Annotated in this window: 14 protein-coding genes; 4 read left to right on the top strand and 10 right to left on the bottom strand. The window is 43.0% G+C overall.

Annotation, left to right across the window (positions count from 1 at the left end):
* Positions 1–352 precede the first annotated feature (352 nt).
* From ACPPVU_RS07845 to ACPPVU_RS07835, 3 genes are all read right to left on the bottom strand, one after another.
* Complete coding sequence (locus ACPPVU_RS07845) at positions 353–1,360, bottom strand: hypothetical protein (protein ID WP_426671133.1); 1,008 nt, start codon at positions 1,358–1,360, stop codon at positions 353–355.
* A 115-nt stretch (positions 1,361–1,475) separates the two neighbouring features.
* On the bottom strand, positions 1,476–2,222 hold the full coding sequence (locus ACPPVU_RS07840) for a LytR/AlgR family response regulator transcription factor (RefSeq protein ID WP_426671132.1): 747 nt from the start codon (positions 2,220–2,222) through the stop codon (positions 1,476–1,478).
* Positions 2,219–3,295 (bottom strand): sensor histidine kinase, encoded by a 1,077-nt coding sequence (locus ACPPVU_RS07835; RefSeq protein WP_426671131.1) that lies wholly within the window; start codon positions 3,293–3,295, stop codon positions 2,219–2,221. The genes ACPPVU_RS07840 and ACPPVU_RS07835 overlap by 4 nt, the downstream gene beginning before the upstream one ends.
* A gap of 254 nt (positions 3,296–3,549) precedes the next feature.
* Here ACPPVU_RS07835 and ACPPVU_RS07830 point away from each other — a divergent pair, with 254 nt between their 5' ends.
* A complete protein-coding gene (locus ACPPVU_RS07830) occupies positions 3,550–6,414 on the top strand; it encodes a TonB-dependent receptor (RefSeq protein ID WP_426671130.1) in 2,865 nt (954 codons plus the stop codon).
* Between the two features lie 398 nt (positions 6,415–6,812).
* A complete protein-coding gene (locus ACPPVU_RS07825; RefSeq protein ID WP_426671129.1) occupies positions 6,813–7,262 on the top strand; it encodes a KTSC domain-containing protein in 450 nt (149 codons plus the stop codon).
* 13 nt (positions 7,263–7,275) lie between these two features.
* Here the strand turns inward: ACPPVU_RS07825 and ACPPVU_RS07820 are convergent, their stop codons facing one another.
* From ACPPVU_RS07820 to ACPPVU_RS07790, 7 genes are all read right to left on the bottom strand, one after another.
* The gene (locus tag ACPPVU_RS07820) at positions 7,276–7,563 is read right to left on the bottom strand and encodes a DUF3892 domain-containing protein (protein ID WP_426671128.1); all 288 of its coding nucleotides are present in this window, start codon (positions 7,561–7,563) and stop codon (positions 7,276–7,278) included.
* A gap of 300 nt (positions 7,564–7,863) precedes the next feature.
* Positions 7,864–9,453, bottom strand: a complete 1,590-nt coding sequence (locus ACPPVU_RS07815; RefSeq protein ID WP_426671127.1) for a Na+/H+ antiporter — start codon at positions 9,451–9,453, stop codon at positions 7,864–7,866.
* Between the two features lie 206 nt (positions 9,454–9,659).
* On the bottom strand, positions 9,660–9,848 hold the full coding sequence (locus tag ACPPVU_RS07810; protein ID WP_426671126.1) for a YtxH domain-containing protein: 189 nt from the start codon (positions 9,846–9,848) through the stop codon (positions 9,660–9,662).
* A gap of 101 nt (positions 9,849–9,949) precedes the next feature.
* The gene (locus ACPPVU_RS07805; RefSeq protein ID WP_426671125.1) at positions 9,950–10,429 is read right to left on the bottom strand and encodes a hypothetical protein; all 480 of its coding nucleotides are present in this window, start codon (positions 10,427–10,429) and stop codon (positions 9,950–9,952) included.
* A gap of 495 nt (positions 10,430–10,924) precedes the next feature.
* A complete protein-coding gene (locus tag ACPPVU_RS07800) occupies positions 10,925–11,398 on the bottom strand; it encodes a hypothetical protein (RefSeq protein ID WP_426671124.1) in 474 nt (157 codons plus the stop codon).
* A gap of 39 nt (positions 11,399–11,437) precedes the next feature.
* Positions 11,438–13,627, bottom strand: coding sequence for a penicillin acylase family protein (locus tag ACPPVU_RS07795; RefSeq protein ID WP_426671123.1), 2,190 nt, complete (start codon positions 13,625–13,627; stop codon positions 11,438–11,440).
* 382 nt (positions 13,628–14,009) lie between these two features.
* Positions 14,010–14,300 (bottom strand): YciI family protein, encoded by a 291-nt coding sequence (locus ACPPVU_RS07790; RefSeq protein ID WP_426671122.1) that lies wholly within the window; start codon positions 14,298–14,300, stop codon positions 14,010–14,012.
* A 547-nt stretch (positions 14,301–14,847) separates the two neighbouring features.
* Here ACPPVU_RS07790 and ACPPVU_RS07785 point away from each other — a divergent pair.
* Both ACPPVU_RS07785 and ACPPVU_RS07780 read left to right on the top strand, forming a co-directional pair.
* Positions 14,848–16,074: a vanadium-dependent haloperoxidase gene (locus ACPPVU_RS07785; protein WP_426671121.1), complete on the top strand. Its 1,227-nt coding sequence runs from the start codon at positions 14,848–14,850 to the stop codon at positions 16,072–16,074.
* Positions 16,075–16,218: 144 nt separating this feature from the next.
* Positions 16,219–17,622 (top strand): aminopeptidase P family protein, encoded by a 1,404-nt coding sequence (locus ACPPVU_RS07780; protein WP_426671120.1) that lies wholly within the window; start codon positions 16,219–16,221, stop codon positions 17,620–17,622.
* The last annotated feature ends 74 nt before the right edge of the window (positions 17,623–17,696 follow it).

Genomic DNA, 17,696 nt, shown 5'->3' with positions numbered 1-17,696 from the left:
CGCTTTTTGTTTAGTTCCCACACAGATAGATCATCGCCGGTGCCTGCCAGGGCATACCTGTTTTGTTGGTTATGGGTGGCGATGGTTGGTTAATAGTTAGTTTAGTGAATTGCAGTCGTTACGCGAGGTAACGGCTGTTTTTTTGTTTGATGTTTGAAAGATCGATTCGTTGTGTAATGGAAATATTTCTGGGTTATAGAGATATTTTCTCACCCATTTAGTCACCCGGTCTTTGCTGCGCTCGACCACTCTCTCTTCGCTGCGCGGAAAGAGGAGATTTTTCTCTCTTCACTCCCCTCTTTGCTACGCAAAGAGGCTGGGGGTGAGTCAACTAGTCTGCTGAATAGAAATTTTATTTACTAAGTACCAAAACTTTAAAAGTACCCGGAATTATTTTAGGACGCTCACCGGTATCGCCTGGTTTGGTATCCCCGGTAGATAAATAAAGCTTGTGTGTGCTTTGATCTACCGTCATTGTTCTTGCACCTTTTTTAGTCGCAACATTTTCGGCGACGATGAATTTATCGGCACTTACTTCTTTAATCACCGTTAAAGTACCTTCTCCGTTTGATGAAAAAACATATTTTAATTTTTTATCGAACCCTACCGCGTCGCATTCATCACCAATAGGCAAAGTGGTTATTACTTTACCGGTACGGGCGTCAATAACTGCTAATAATTTATTTTCACATCCGGCAAATAAGCGCATAGAACTTCTATCGATAGCCAAACCAGATGGGCCCTTTGCAGGTGCTATTGGCCAGGTAGCTACAATTTTAAATGTTTTAGCATCGATAACATCTATTTCACTTTTTTCAGCATTGTTTACATATATTCTTCCTGCTTCGTCACTTACTGCAGTTTCAGGCCAACCTGTTAACTGTATGGTGGCTGCAACTTTATCTGTAGCGGGATCAATCACCGTCATGTTTTTGCTCATGCCATTACAGGTGATCACTTTTTTAGAAAAGTCATCATAAAAAATACCGTCAGCAAATTTTCCTGTCGGGACATGGCCCAGCACTTCGTTTGTTTTCAAATCGAATACCAACACGCTATTAAGGGTTCCGTTTGATATGTATCCTTTACCCAATTCGTGCACCAATGCAATGCCATGTACATCTTTAGGAGTTTTGATAACTCCTATTGAATCACCGGTAGCTTTGTTTAAAATGTTAACCTGCATTCCATGTGATACATACAGGTTTTCGGATGCGCTATCAACTGTGAGATAATCATAACCGCCACCACTTTTAATTTGAAAGGTTTGAGCTATATGATAACCGGTTTTGTTTTGCGCCCAAGCTGAGCCTGACACCAGAATTATCATTAACACTAATTGCAATAAATACTTTTTCATTGTTTTAATTTTTGTCTGAACCATTGACACGATTCAAGGATTTAAATGATTTAAAAATCATTAATCAACTAATCACTGATCTCCGATCTCAAATCACTGATCTCTAATCACTAACCTACACCCATCGGCCCAAAAAATGACCGAAAGCTTCTTTATACTGATCGCCTACGGCAATATTCATTTTGCCTATTTGCAGTGAGTTTTTAGTCATTGATGTCACTTTATCCAGCGATACGATAAACGAGCGGTGCACCCGCATAAATCGTTTCGACGGCAATTTCTCTTCCAACGCTTTTAAACTAGTGAGCGACAGAACAGCTTTTTCAACACCCTTCAAATGTACTTTAACGTAATCTTTCAGCCCTTCTATATAAAGGATATCATCCAATGCTATTCGCACTAGTTGGTACTCAACTTTTAGAAACAAGTAATTATCATCAGCATGCTCAGTATTTGAGGCCGACGCAGCGGTGGATGCAGCAGGTTTGTTTATCAATTCATGATAAGTCAACGCTTTTTGCGCGGCACGAAGGAACTCTTCATAATTAAAAGGTTTTAAAAGATAATCCAATGCATCAACCTTGTAACCTTCCAGCGCAAACTGGTTGTAGGCAGTAGTAAAAATGATGCGTGGTTTATCCACACCTTTATCCAGTACACGGGCCAGTTCAATGCCATTCAGATCGGGCATCTGTATATCGAGAAATATCAGGTCGATCTTTTCGTTATGTATCGCCTTTAAGGCATCTACTGCACCAGAATACCGGCCTACCAAATTTAAAAATGGCGTTTGTTCAATAAACTTGCAAACCAGCCCAAGAGCCAGGGGTTCGTCGTCAACAGCAATGCAATTTAAAGTCATGACAAGTCGAGCGTTAAGTGAACGATATATTCATTATTGGCATTTAATTCTTCAATATCCAGTTTATATTTTCCAGGGTAAAGCAAATCAAGCCGGCGACGGGTATTAACCAGGCCAATCCCGCTATTGGTATCTAAACTGACACTATTGTCATTTATGATGGAGTTTGTAACGGTCAGATCAAGCACCTTGCCCCTTTGCATAACAACAATATCGATATGACTTTGTTGGGTAGCACTTACCCCATGCTTAAAGGCATTTTCTACGAACGGCAGGAATATCATTGGCGCCAACGGAACATCCTGTAAATTTGCCGGCGTATCAATATTTACTTTCACTACATCGGTAAGCCGTAATTGCATCAGGCTGATATAATCTTTTACAAAGGCGATCTCCTGGCTCAGCAAGGTCTGTCCCTGTTGCGTATCGTACAACAAATAACGCATCATGCGCGATAGCTGGTGGATGGCTTTCCCGGCTACATCGGCATCAACCTGGGTAAGGGCATAGATATTATTCAGCGTATTAAAAAAGAAATGTGGATTGATCTGTGCTTTCAGAAAAGACAGCTCGGAGGTTACCCTGTCCTGCTCCAGTTCCTGGTTCAATTGCTTATCGTCCTGCCATTTTTGGATAGCAGTTATACTTGTACTTACACCTAACACTAAAGCGGTAATGGCGATCAAAGCTAAATCCCATCCGTGGTCCCTGCTCCCGCCGCGATGCTTAACAGGGCCGCTTTTATGGAATGCCGCTTCCATTAACTGGTGGAGATTCAACCAATTATCTACGTAAATATTTAAGAAAACAATAACAACAGCAATGCCAACAACTATCAGAAGGTAAATGCTTGTTTTGTTCTTCAATAAGAATTTGGGGACCAGTATAAATGAATTGGTGTAATAAGCAGCTACCAGTAAACCCAAAAGAATACATTGTTTAATCCATAGCTGGTAGGGTAAGGATATATTTAAAGTGATGGGCTGAAAAAAATAGACCATCCCAAATACCGCCCATATCAAAATATGGATCAGGATGGTTATCAGCTTACTCTTGGACTTAGGAATTATCATTGACCAGTTAATTTACAATCATTTAATTAAATACAAGCACAATAGTACAAATGAATAATCTATCGGCCAATGCAAAACGCCCGGGGGGTATTTTTTGCCGACGAACACCCGTTCACACTCTCTGAAGGTAAATACACATCATTCGTCGGTTATAAGCGGAAATTTTATGGGATAAAAAACTGCCTCTGTCTATACATATCTGCCCCCGGTCTATTCTGTTTTTTAGTGTATAAATAAGATGATTGTTTTGCGGCATGAAACTTAAATACTTATTTACACTTTTAATCCTCATCGCAACTACGCAGGCCTTCGCCCAAACAGGGCGCCAGGTAAGCGGCGTGGTAAAAGACTCGACAGGTATCACCCTGCCGGGGTCAACCATCAAGTTATTTACATCAGCAACAGATAGCCTGGTTACTGCTACTGACGCTAACGGTAAGTTCAGCTTTGCTACGATACCTGTCAACCAGTTTAGTATAGTGGTTTTGTCGGTAGGCTATCAGCCCTTAAAACGGCGGTTTATATTAAACAATGCCAATACCCCCACCGATCTTGCGCCCATCGTATTAAAAGGCGATGCGATAGCACTGAAGGGAGTAAACATTGTCGATGTAAATGCAATTAAACTAAAAGAAGATACGGTAGAATATAACGCCAATGCTTATAAAGTACGCGAAGGTGCACCCGTTGAGGATGTGATCAAAAAGCTACCCGGTGTGGATGTAGATAAGGACGGTAACATCACTGCACAGGGCAAAAGTGTAACTAAAGTACGTCTGAATGGCAAAGATTACATGGCCGGCGACGTAACCAGCCTCACCAAAAACCTGCCTGCCGACCTGGTACAAAGCATTCAGGTGGTAGATGATTACGGCGACCAGGCCAACATCACCGGTATTAAAACCGGCGACCCTCAAAAAGTATTGAACATCAATATAAAAGCAGATAAAAACTACGGTTACTTTGGCCAGGGAACTGTTGGTGGTGGCCACGATGCCATACCTCAGATAGATGGCTCTAAAGATGAAAATCGTTATATCGCCTCGGCAAATATCTTCAGTTTCAGCGGTAACAGGCAAATAGCAGTATCGGGAAACCTTAACAACACCAATACTAACCTGTTCAACTTCGGCGGTGGTGGCGGCGGTGGCAGACCGGGCGGCGGCGGTCCTCCGGGATTCAATAGTAACTCAAATAATGGCATTACCACGGCACGTGCATTTGGATTAAATTATCGCGATAGCTGGGGTAAACATATCACTGTGTATGGCAGCTACAGTTTCTCTGATAACACGGTGAACACCATCAGCACATCGATACAAAACAATATATCACTGGATAACCCGACAGTGAACAATACCAGCAGCACCGAAAAGGATGATAAGATCAATCACCGCTTTAATTTTAATATGGAGTGGAAGCCAGATACAGTTAACTATTTCAAGATCAGCCCGAGCTTTTCATACGCCGCGGTTCATACACTGGAAAATGCAGCAAGCAACCTGCTGGCAGGTACCGATACTATATCAGATTACACCCTTAATTTGCACAGTAATTCATCAGCGCCGAATTTTGGGTTGAATGTTTTATATAATCACCGTTTCAACAGCCACGGGCGTAACTTCAGTGTGCTGATAACGTCTGGTTCAGCCAAGAGCGATCAGTACCAGAACCCGGTTTATAATTATCTTAATAATACTAAAGCCAATGCCCCGGTAAACCAGATGATCAATACCGACAGCCGCACCGATAGCGTGGGAACTTCCTTTTCATACCTGGAACCGCTGAGCAAACTATCGTACCTGGAATTGAATTATGCTTACCATTATGCCACTACAACCGCCGATAAAACAACCGATACATTAACTGATGACGGCGTGAGCAATCGCTATGCGCTGCTGAGCAATGATTACAAGTTTCAGTTTATCACTAACCGCATCGGGGTAAACTATCGTTTTATCGAAAAGAAATATAACTATACATTGGGGGTGGCGGCACTGCCAACTTTGTTAGAAGGTTCATCATTAGAAAGCGCGCCGACTCACATTACTACTTTTAACTTTTCACCTGTCGCCAGGTTTATTTATAATTTCTCGCGCAGCCAGTCGCTGAGCTTTAATTATAACGGGGCCAGCAACTCGCCTACTTATGCCGAATTGCAGCCTGTGACCGATTTCTCCAGTGCCAATTACCCGGTACAGGGGAACCCCAATCTGAGGCCGGAGTATAACAACGTTGTTAGTCTGCGCTATAATAAATTCGATTTTGCAAGCGGAAATGTATTTTTCTCGAACCTGAATTTCACGCAGACCGATAACAAGATCGCAGCTAAAACGGTTACTTATCCCAAAAACTATCCCATCTCTCATTTAGCCGGGACCATCCTTACCCAATACCAGAATGCCGACGGCTATTATTCTACATCGGCATTTTACTTGTATGCCAAGCCATGGGAAAAACGCAAATACACCCTATTGATTAACGGCAATATTACTTACGCCAATAATATCTCTTACATCGGCAACGTAGATTCGGTTAAGTTTCTGGAGACCGACCAGAAGAACGTCGCCAAAAACCTGGTGCTGACACAAGGTGCACGTTTCAGGGTGAATATTACAGATGTGATAGATGCCGAGGTGAACGCCAGTTACAGCATCAATCACTCGGTGAACTCAATACCGCAGGCTGATGTGAACAGTAACTTCAAGACTATTATCCTGGGGGTGAATGGTAAAAACTATGTGTGGAAAGATTGGACCGCCAGCTATGATTACACCAAAACTATTTATAAGGGCTATACCGGGTCGACCAACCCTAATATATTGAATACATATGTGGAACGCCGCTTTTTAAAGGGCAATGTGGGTACGCTGCGTTTCTCGGTAAATGATGTATTTAACGAGAATACCGGTTACACCAGCACACAAACCAGCAGTGCTATTACCCAAAGCAATGTGAACCGCCTGGGTAGATACTACCTGCTCACCTTTACCCTGAGGTTACAGAAATTCGCCGGCAAAGCCCCTGCTATGGGTCCGGGCGGACCCGGTGGCTTCCGCGGACCGGGCGGCGGTGGCCCTGGTGGCCCTCCTCCGGGCGGCGGGCCGGGTGGGGATTAGTTGGAGTTAGTTGACTGAGTTAGATTAAGTTGATTAGGTTGGATTAAGTTAGCCGATAAACAAACTCAATCAACCACTTAACCCAATCAACTTAATCAACCAATAAAAAACCTTCACCATCCCTGAGAAAGATGGTAAGCGAAAGATCATGAACATGAGATTGATCTGGATTTAGTTGATCGCGTTCCGGGGTGAGATCCGGAACGCTTTTTTGTGTAACGTTACACCTGTAATGCTGTATAAAGTTGACTGGGGATACGACAAAACAAAACCATAATTAAACTTTCAAAATTTATCTCGACCAAAAAACGTACCTTTGCAAAATTATTTTCATTAAAAGCGCGTAGTATAATGCTTACGCTATCTATTCAATGACAATAAGTTAACGAATTGATAGCATGAAAAAGATCGTAGACTACAGAAAACTTTTAGGAGTAAATAAAGACGCTGAACTGCAGGAGTTGAAAACCGTTTACCGTAGTTTAATGAAAACCTGGCATCCCGATAAATTTCAGGATAGTGCGGAGGCCAAGCTGGAAGCCGAAGAAAAAAGCAAAACAATTATCGAAGCCTATCACTTTTTGGTGAGCATTGCGCCCGAAACATTGCAGCAATCTGCCGAAGAATATGGCAATACCACAGCCGGTTCGGGTATTTTAGATTTCGAATACAAACAACAGGTGCTTAAAATATATTTTGCCGACGGCAACACCTACGAATATTTCGACGTGCCAAAAGAAGTTTATCGCAAACTCATCAATGCCGATTCTCCCGGCAGGTTTGCCCGCAGGCATATTTTTAACAATTACGTTTACCGCAGCATTAATAAGCTGGTTGCCAGTGCTTAATAGATTGTACAGGTTACGGACATTCGGGTAAAGCCAATAAATTGTCAGGACTGTATCCATCCGCTTCCGTCTTAAGATATTGACGCCCCTCGTGTTCGGCAATTATTACAGTTACGGGCTGCCCGTTTACCAGCACAAAAAAATCAAATTCTCCATAGCTGATAGAGTTGATCGCGTCATATTCAGACAATTTCCAAAGACCTCTATTATGGTTTATCCCACCAATATGTGATATCCTTTCATGCGGCTCATAATGATCTCCACGCTTGTTAATAAAGCTAATCTGGTGTCGTAAAATCATTAGGAAAGTCAGTTGGTCAGTTAAAGTGAAGCAAATTATCTGATGATTTATACGGTGAAAACACCCAATTTGGTACCGTGAAAACACCCGATATTCGAAAAAAAATTGTTACACCAGGCGATTACAAGCGTCGGCTGACTTGATGTATTCACTTATCGTTTGTTTTTCAATGGTGTTCATGAGCTCGCCATCACTTCGGTTTTGGTTACTTGTATCAGGTAATAGGCATGACTGAAAGGTAATGAACCTGAATGACAGTATTGCCACGAGCGAGGCGTCCGGTAGCATTTGCTGAACTTTTCAGGTTTTTCTGGTGCGTGCCTCTTCCAGATCCAGTTCACGCTCCTGCGCTTTGATCAGTTGATCTGAATATTCTTTTCCTCTATGCATTTTTTTAAGTTCTTCCCGCTTAACCCGGATCACTTCCAGCAGCATCTGCCGGTAGGTTTTTAAAAAGGAGGGCGACGTCTCATTGTCAGCCTTTAAGTTGCTGTCTGCATTCTGCGCCATTCGCTCATACCTTTCCTTTACCCTTTTGAAAACAGGAAACTCCGCGATCTCTTTCGGGCAATTACTTTCAAGGTAATCCACTACCGCAGTTGCCATACGGAACCTGATCTCCTGTTCCTGCTGTGGTTCATTTTCGTTGAATTCCAGCTTCATTAACCGGAGAACAAAGGGGAGGCTCAGCCCCTGGAGGATCAAAGTGAAAAGAATAACAACAAACGTTATGAATAGGATCAGGCTCCTGTGAGGGAAACTGGCGCCATTAGTCAGCGCCAGGGGGATGGCAAGTGCAGATGCCAGCGACACTACACCCCGCATACCACTCCAGCCGATCATGAAAACGATTTTCCAGCTCAGCTTGCCCTCTTTTCTTACTATCTTACGACTGAGCAACCGGGGGACAAATGCTGCGGGAAATACCCAGATCAATCGAACAACGATGGTGACCAGGCTGATAACGACCGCATAAAATATAACGTTGGGTAGAGAGTAATTGCCGATACCTTTGATAATATCCGGGAGTTGCAACCCGATAAGGATAAATACCAACCCGTTTAGCAGGAACACGAGGACCGTCCACACGGTCAGGGATTGTAACCGTGAGTTATAGGCAAAGATATCCGATGAGCGGTACGATAGGCACAGGCCGCCGCTGACAACCGCTAATACGCCTGAATAATGGAAATGCTCTGCCGTCAGGTACATCAGGTAAGGCGTGATCAGCGTGAACACGGTGTCGATACTCGGCGTGGTCGGCAAATACCTATGGATCAGGTAGGCAATGTTAGAGATAATCAGGCCAATAATAATTCCCATGACGACCACAAGGAAAAAATCGGTCGTCGCATGCCAGAAGATAAACTGACCAGTGAGCAGACTGATCAGCGCGAAACGAAAAACGATCAGGCTGGAAGCATCATTGATCAGACTTTCGCCTTCTAATACAGCGATCACACGCCGTGGCGCTTTCAGATCCTGGAACACTGAGGTAGCTGCGACCGCGTCCGATGGTGAGATGATGCCTCCAAGCAAAAACCCTAACGCAAGCGAAAATTCCGGTATTAGCCAATGAGCCACCAGGGCCACCGAGGTTGCGGTAATGATGACCAGTCCGAAAGCCAGCAGGCTGATAGGTCTTTTCAGCTGCCAGAATTCAGCCCAGGAGGTGTTCCAGGCGGCAGAATACAACAGGGGCGGAAGGAATATGACAAAGACCAGGTCGGGATTCAGTTTAACTGGGGGCACCCCCGGTATAAAGCTGATGACGAGTCCCGAAATCACCAGGAATATGGGAAAGGAAATTTTTAATTTGTCACTTAATAAGGCCAGCATGCCAATGGCAAACAGAAGGGAGAGTATAATTAATAAATTATCTTGCAGCATAGTAAATGATGGTAACCATTAGCAACAAGGCTAAATTTAGCAGAAAAATCCCGAATGACAGCCTACTTTATTTCGGCAAACCTTAGGCCGCACTATCGACCGCCATGACGCGTGGCAAGGCATGACCATGACTTAGCATGTGAGATGCCGATCCATCTCAGATGGACGGCATGACATTGCTTACCGATTGATCTAATAAAAATAAATTATTTATGCAGCCGTTCCGCTACCTGATCAATGGTGAATTCCACATATTTCTTAGCACGGTCTACATACTCTGGAGCATCTTCCAACAACTCCTCCAGTACAGATTTGCCATTTTCCTTTTCCCTGATCAGATAGTAGATGCCGTAACCCACCGCGGCACCCACAGCCATAAATTTTAACATGCGCATATTAATGCCTTTAAGTTTAGTTTAAATAAAGTTACAAAAATCGTGCGAGAGAATGGGTTACCCAATTTTATTTTTTTAGCATGTAATAAATGACGTTATTTTTATAAAAACCGCATAGGGTTATCCAAATCCAGCTGCAGATCTGTATCTATCTTTTCTGTTGTTGGCCGTAAAAATATAAAGTAGAGCATCAGGGAACCCGACACCGACAGAAAAAACAAATTCCCGTTGAGCATATAGGCCACTATGGCAAATAATGAAGGCCCCTCGAGCAAGGCATACCGGATGATCAGCGCAGACTGGTAACTCGATAATTTTTCAGTTAAGGGGCTTTTATAGCGGATCACTTTCAGCTGTTTTTTGAACAGCAGGTAGCCGCCAAAGAATCCGATCAGCGCCAATAAAGGTACGGTGTATACAAAATCATCGTCCAGGTACGTAATACCAAAATATATTTTTGTCGACTGTGCAAAAGCGACCAGTGCAAACAGCATTTGCCCGGCCAGCAGGGCCAGGTGAATGATGGACATAGTTTTTATTAAACTTTCGGGAGTTTGTTTAAAGGTTTTTTCGATTTCCATGATGCAGACAGGTTTATAACTTGTTGAACGGGAAAGCGATACAAATGGTTCAGTAATTTTATTGACATTTTGGCGCAAGCAGTTTTACTAAACAGATAGCCTTTTCGACTGCGCAAAGCGGGTTTTGGGTTGTCTTTTTTTGCGTTAGATTCTGTAGCGGCATTGTGGATAACGCTTGTGGAGTATAAGCGTGAGCCCGGCCGAAGGTAACGCCCATTTGACTCACCCGGTCATCGCTATGCTTGACCAGACAGTGACTAATTAAAAAAAGGCGTGTTATAAATACAACGCCTTTTTCAAATATATAGTAAGGGGAATTACCAGTATTTTACAATTTACTGGCTATTGAGCATCGGAATATCGTAAAAGGTATAATTCTCCTTCACCTATATAAGTTTCTTAATCTTGTATTAAAAACGTAAACTATTGGTTGAACTCGAAATTTGAAAACAGAACGAAAATAATTTCGGAATATTATATGCTGTGGAAAATTCTTTATTTTTCTTCTAACTGAACACTCCCATATGATTTGTTCAACCCCACGGAAATGATCGCCATAAATAAAGTATTATTAAAATGGTAAATATTCTGTTGCTTATCCGAACCGTCAAAAATCATTGTCATTGATGATTGCCTGGCCTGTTTAAGTATGACATCAATATCCTTCATACGCGCCGAATAATAAAAAACCTGGCGGCCAATATTTCCGCTGGGCATTTCACCGGCTACTCCCAGCAATACGGTCTCTTTTAGTTTGGGGTCGGGTCGGGTGCTCTCAAAGGCTTCAAAACTTCTGCCAAAGTGTATTTGTTTCCCCAATGATTTAAAGCCTTTTGATATGATCAGGAAGTTATGCACCTGGTCGTTGGTGAGGTTGGTCATCTTCTGCAATTCCTCAAAAGTGAGGCTTTGCGCATAACTGAACGAACTAATACATGCCAGTAAAATGGCAAACAAATATCTTCTCATGATCAGGATTGTTCCAAATATATTTTTATGCTACAGATGCTATTCACCGGGATGATAGCTTCTTTCGGCATGTTTTAACACATCATCTTTATAAAACAGCACATCTTTAAACCGTCCATTGATAAATCCATCAGCCTGGTCGGTAAAATGTGCAGACGAGGAATCAAAAGATTCTCCACCCGTAACTACACTTTTAGCCCTTAATCGCGGCCCAAATTCTACTGCTGCTATAAAACTATTGCCACTATAGCCATAGCGTTTTTGTGTATTCATGGTACGACTTTGGAACGACGGCAACTGCCCAAATTGCGAGCCCACCGCTCCTGCCGGAATGCTTGGCGCTTTATCGTCAAACGTTACACCATCCGCAGGGCGCTGGTAGCGGGTAATATCGCCCCATTCTATTTTCCATGTGCCGTAGCGTTGCTGCAGGCTTTTTATAGACTCATTTAAAAATTCCAATTCTTTTTTTGGGTCGATGGTTTTCAGTAAGGCGTTTAAACGCTCTGTCTGATAGGTCGACTCCTCTTGTGTTTGTATACGTGGCTCTGCCGCAAACAGTTTGGTGGCCCATCCCTCCGCCACCGTTGTTGCAATCGAATGAACGCCTGAGCGCCTGTCCCACTGCTGCAATATCCGTACAGGCTCGGCAAGCGCTTGTTTTAGCGAATCATTAGCCATTTGATAAGCATTAGCCAATGAGGGGATGAGCACATCAAAAGCAGATAAATAATGATCATATCCTTTGGTTATCAGTTCATCCAGCGTTACATTTTTGACATCTGTTAATAGCCTTATCGCGTTAATTGCACGAAAATTCAGCCCGTCGGGAGCCATGTAAGCCGGGTATTTTGTTTTGTCCGGACTGCTTGTGCCCGAACAGGCGTACGGTGTAGAGTTACAATTTTGTATCCATCCGGTTTCAGGGTCATATACATGCACTATCTCATCCAAAGGATGTACGCCCTGCCATTCAGTGGACACGGTTGTGCCATCCACAGGCAGTGTCCAATTCAGTTTGGGGTCGCGTTTAGGCATATAGTTGCCATACCAAAATGCAATATGCCCCTGGTCGTCCGCGTAAACAGTATTATTGCTGCCGTTGGATAACAGGTCCATGGCTTTTTTATATTCGGCAAAGTTATTGGCCCTGGTGATCAGCCACGATTCCAGCAAAGCATTGTACGAACGGTTGTTCGACCGTAATGCCAGCCACTTGCCATTCCGGCTACCCAATACCGGGCCGTGATGTGTGTAATACCCTGTGATAGTTCTTTGCTCTGTCTTGTCGCCTTTTTTAACATTCATTACCAGCTTACGGGTGGTAACGGGCTTAAGACTGCCGTTATATTCATAATACCATTGGCCGTCTTTTTTAGTCACCTTTTCGGCATATAGATCAGCTACGTCAGCATTACTGGTGGTGTGCATCCATCCGCAATGCTGGTTAAATCCCTGGTAAACAAAAAACTGGCCCCAGGTAACGGCACCATATACATTAAGGCCTTCACTGCTCACCATCTGCACCTCATCCCTAAAATAAAAAGGCACATGCGGATTGATATACAGCATGGCGTTTTTGGACGCCGTTCTCGATGGTGCTAGTGCAAACCCGTTTGAACCTGTTTCCTTTTCAGTAATGATATTTTCTATTTTATGAGGCTCATAAACAGCGCCCAATTTATCAGGGCCATTGCTGTAAAAGTTATTTGTTTCATTCAGGCTGATACCTCCAGTTTGGGTTGCGGAAACGCTGCCGTCGGTAAACATCAGTGCATACCAGGGTTCAAAATGATGAAACACCTGCGGTTTTACTTCAGGATGTTTATAGAGATAGTAATTAATGCCATCGGCAAAAGCATCCATCAGCTTTTTAAACCACGGCGGACTCGCCTTATAATCTTTTATGGCATCTGCGCTATCGGCTATCAGTTGCAATTGCACATCGGTGTAAAGGCTGCTTTCACCATCTACTTCGCTTTGCTTGCCGATCTGGTACAGATAATTGCGCTCAATACCCTTAAAATTCTCTTCACATTCGGCATACATCAAACCAAAAACTACGCTGGCATCCGTTTTACCATAAATATGCGGAATACCCCAGTTATCCCTGATGATAGTTACTGCCTGCGCCTCATTTTGAAACCGTTTAACCTCCTGGGTACTGAACTTTTGAGCAAAACAGCCGAAGGGTAAAAGAAAAAGTATACTAAAGGCAATATTTTTCATCAAAATAATTTTTTTCTGTAACAAACTGGTCATAAAATTAATCCAAAATAGGTCAATCGGAGAAAATTCCCGATAATTGTAGTCTTAACAGTTAATAACATTGCTGTTACAAACGGGGGAAGATAAATTCTTTTGGACAATTTTTAAAGAAAGCTTCTGTTCATAATATTATTGAGTATACTAAAGTTTTGTAAAACAAAAGCAACAATCAATTGATTTACAATAATATAGTGCTACTCCAATAGCAAATGATCAAAACGATCATACAAAGAGCTTGGATCAATATTCAAATATTATCTGAGATTTAGTTGATTCGATATCATTGAGAGTGATATTGACAGTGCGTTCCGGGGTGAGATACGGAACGCATTTTTTTATATCCCTATTTTGCCGGCACAATAGCACGCATTTGGTAATACTGATAATTGTTTATAGTCGTTGCCGGATCGTTTTTGATTAGTTCCTTTAATTGCTCCTCGTCTTTAGTTTCAACTACACCTATTCCATAGGCTCCGCTCGGATCCATCACCGGTCCGTAAACTACAACCATGCCTTTGCTCATCAGGTCGCCCCAATAAGTTACATGTTGCTGCATAATAGCTCTTTCTGCATCTGTCATATCCTGGGCAAATGTTGGTCGGCAAGGGTTCAGTTTTAAAAAGTAGTGGGGCATATCGGTCTATGGATTTTGTTGACCAAATATAATATTCCCTTATAAGTTAAAAAATGTTAATGTTTTAAGTCGTAAGGTAAATGCAGTTAATTTTAAACTGTTTTATAATAGTTCTCCTAAAAGGTCAAGGCCGGTACTTTTGAAAGGTATCGGCTTTTCCTTTTTTAAAAAGCTATACCTATTTAGCCTCACCTAAACGGCGTAGCCCTCATGAACCCCTTTGAAACAAACAATTGTGAATAATCCTCTCCAAAGGAGAGGACTTTGACTACATGTTTCTATTTAAGGCCCTTCTCCTTTGGAGAAGGATTGAGGCTACACGACATCGTTATACGGAAAAAGGCCGAAATCAACTCCCTCTTTATTGCTTGCAATAGAGAGGGATGTCGATCCGCCAATAGGCGGAAATGACAGGGTGAGTCAACAATTAAAGCGAAGATCAAGATACTATAATTTAATATCTACTTAATATGTAGAATTTGTAGTATTAAAATATTGTTTTAGATTTGCTTCTATAACCTTATGGTTCATAAAAAACAGGAAAAACATGCGTCACAATTACAAACTCACTTTTGGTGCAATCGGCACATTAATATTGTTTACCTTTTCGGCATCAGCAGATGTGATTACCGATTGGAATTTGATTACCGTAAAGGCTACCAAAGTGGCCAAATATAACAGCAACCTGGGCAGTCGCATCGAGGCCATTGAAGCCATTGCTGTGTACGACGCTGTTAACTCAATCAAACATATTGGCACACCGTATCATTTTTACGCACCTCCATCAGGTCCTGCGTCAGCACAGGCTGCAGTAGCACAAGCTGCACATGACGTATTAGTCAATTATTTCCCTGCTCAAAAGCCACATATTGATTCAGCACTTGCTAATAGTTTAAGCCTGGTTAATGATGGCCCTGTTGATGCGGGAAAAGCTGTCGGTGCAGCGTCAGCAGCAGACATTATCGCCTTGCGCGCCAATGACGGGGCCGATCCGAATGTAGGCTATCCCGGTCCGGCAAAGCCCGGTGTAGGTCAGTACCGCCCTACGCCAGCCGGATTTATACCCGGCATCAATCAGCAATGGGGTACTATAAAACCTTTCCTGTTGAAGTCGAATACACAATTTCGCCCGGTAGCTCCGCCTGCTGTTGGTACCGACGACTTTAAAAAGGCACTGGCATTAGTTGACGAGTTGGGCTCATCCACGAGTGCCAAACGTACTGAAGATCAAACCCACATCGCACAATTTTATAAACAGGATGCAGAACTAACCGTAAACGAAGCTGCCCGAGCACTGGCCATTGCACACAAAACCTCGTTGGAAGTAAACGCACTTGCTTTCGTTCTGGCTGATATTGCCGAAGCTGATGCACGTATAGCTATCTGGGATGGCAAATACAATTATTTGTTATGGCGACCTGTTACTGCATTGAACGCTGATGCCGATGGTAGCGTAACCAATAATTACGCAAAGTGGAAACCATTATTGGAAACCCCTCCGCATCCATCCTACCCTTGCGGGCATTGCGGAACGGTTACAGCAGGCTTCGAAGTGTTAAAGAAATTTTATGGTGATAAGGATACTATCCAACTCCATACAACCACGCCAGGCGAACCTGCCCGGACCATCAAATCACTGAGCAATGGTGAATGGGAAAATGGCTGGAGCCGTATTTATGGCGGTATACATTATACTTTCGAAAATGAAGCCGCACAAAAGTTGGGCAAACAGGTAGCAGATTATGTGCTGGTTAATGGACCTAAGAGGAAATAATTAGAATATCGAACACTGAATATTGAATGATGAATATCGAAGTTTAATTCCTCATTCGATATTTTTTATTCGGTGTTCGATATTCACAAGGGATGTTACATTTCAAATACATCCTTTCTTCTCCAGGATGAATATATTTGCGGCATGGAACTCAACCTTTTTAACAAACAGGTTTATACCGACCGCAGACGTATTTTAACCCAACATATCGGTCAGGATGGCCTTATTTTGCTGCTGGGCAACGAGGATAGCAGCATGAACTATAAGGACAATACCTATCTCTTCAGGCAGGACAGCAGTTTTCTTTACTACTTCGGACTGGATGTACAGTCTCTGGCTGCTGTGATCGACACCGATACAGGCGAAGAAGTAATCTTTGGTAACGAACTGACCATCGATGATATCGTTTGGACCGGCACCCTGCCTACCGTAAGTGAAATGGCTGCAATGGTTGGCGTTACCCAAACCAAGCCTTACGACCAGATCATTCATTACGTTCATAAAGCTTTAATAGCCGGCAGAAAGGTGCATATCCTGCCACCCTATCGCCCCGAAAATAAAATAAAACTCGCCAATTGGTTCAACACCAGTTTGGAGGATGTTGCCGATTATGTATCCGTAAAACTGATCAAAGCTGTTATAGCGCAACGCGTGATCAAAACTCCGCTTGAGGTCGCCGAAATGGAAAAAGCCGTATCCATAAGTGTCGATATGATGCTTGCCGTAATAAAGCATGCTCGACCTGGTATAAAGGAGTATGAGCTGGTAGCCAAAGCCCATGAAGTGGCCATCGCCAACAACTCGCATCTGGGTTACCCTGCTATTATCACCACATACGGACAAACGTTGCATACCCATTACTACGGCAATACTTTACAGGAAGGTCGGATGGTATTAAGTGATATAGGTGCAGAAAACGCTATGCATTATGGCGGTGACCTTACCCGTACCTTCCCGGTAGGACGCAGCTTTACTACCAGGCAAAAAGAACTTTATGAGGTAACTCTTGCCGCAATGGATCATGCTATCAGCATGTTGAAACCGGGGGTAAGGTATAAAGATATCCACTTAGCAGCCTGCCAAAAACTGGTAGAAGGTTTATCGCAGGTTGGCCTGATGAAGGGCGACCCTGCCGAAGCCGTAGCAGCCGGTGCGCATACCATGTTTTTTCAATGCGGGTTAGGCCATATGCTGGGTATGGATACCCATGACATGGAAGATCTTGGCGAGCCTTATGTAGGTTATACCGATACCCTAAAAAAAGAAACATCCATATTCGGACTAAAATCATTACGCCTGGGGCGCGAATTGGAGGCCGGTTTTGTGCTGACCGTTGAGCCCGGCATCTACATTATACCCGAACTGATAGACCGCTGGCAGGCCGAAAAAAAATATGTCGATTTTATTAATTATGACGTATTGAACACCTACCGCGATTTCGGCGGGATACGCATAGAGGATAATTTCCTGATCACGAATACCGGGCATCAACTATTAGGTAAATATCTGCCAAAAACGTTGAAGGAGATTGAGAGATTAAAAGGATAAATATTACATATCAATAGCGATGGGTTTGAAACCTTTGAAACCCATTGCTATTAATATGTATCAACCCGATCTCT

It is taken from the genome of Mucilaginibacter sp. McL0603 (assembly GCF_049992945.1).
Classification (GTDB): Bacteria; Bacteroidota; Bacteroidia; order Sphingobacteriales; family Sphingobacteriaceae; genus Mucilaginibacter.
This window is presented reverse-complemented; position numbering and strand designations above follow the sequence as displayed.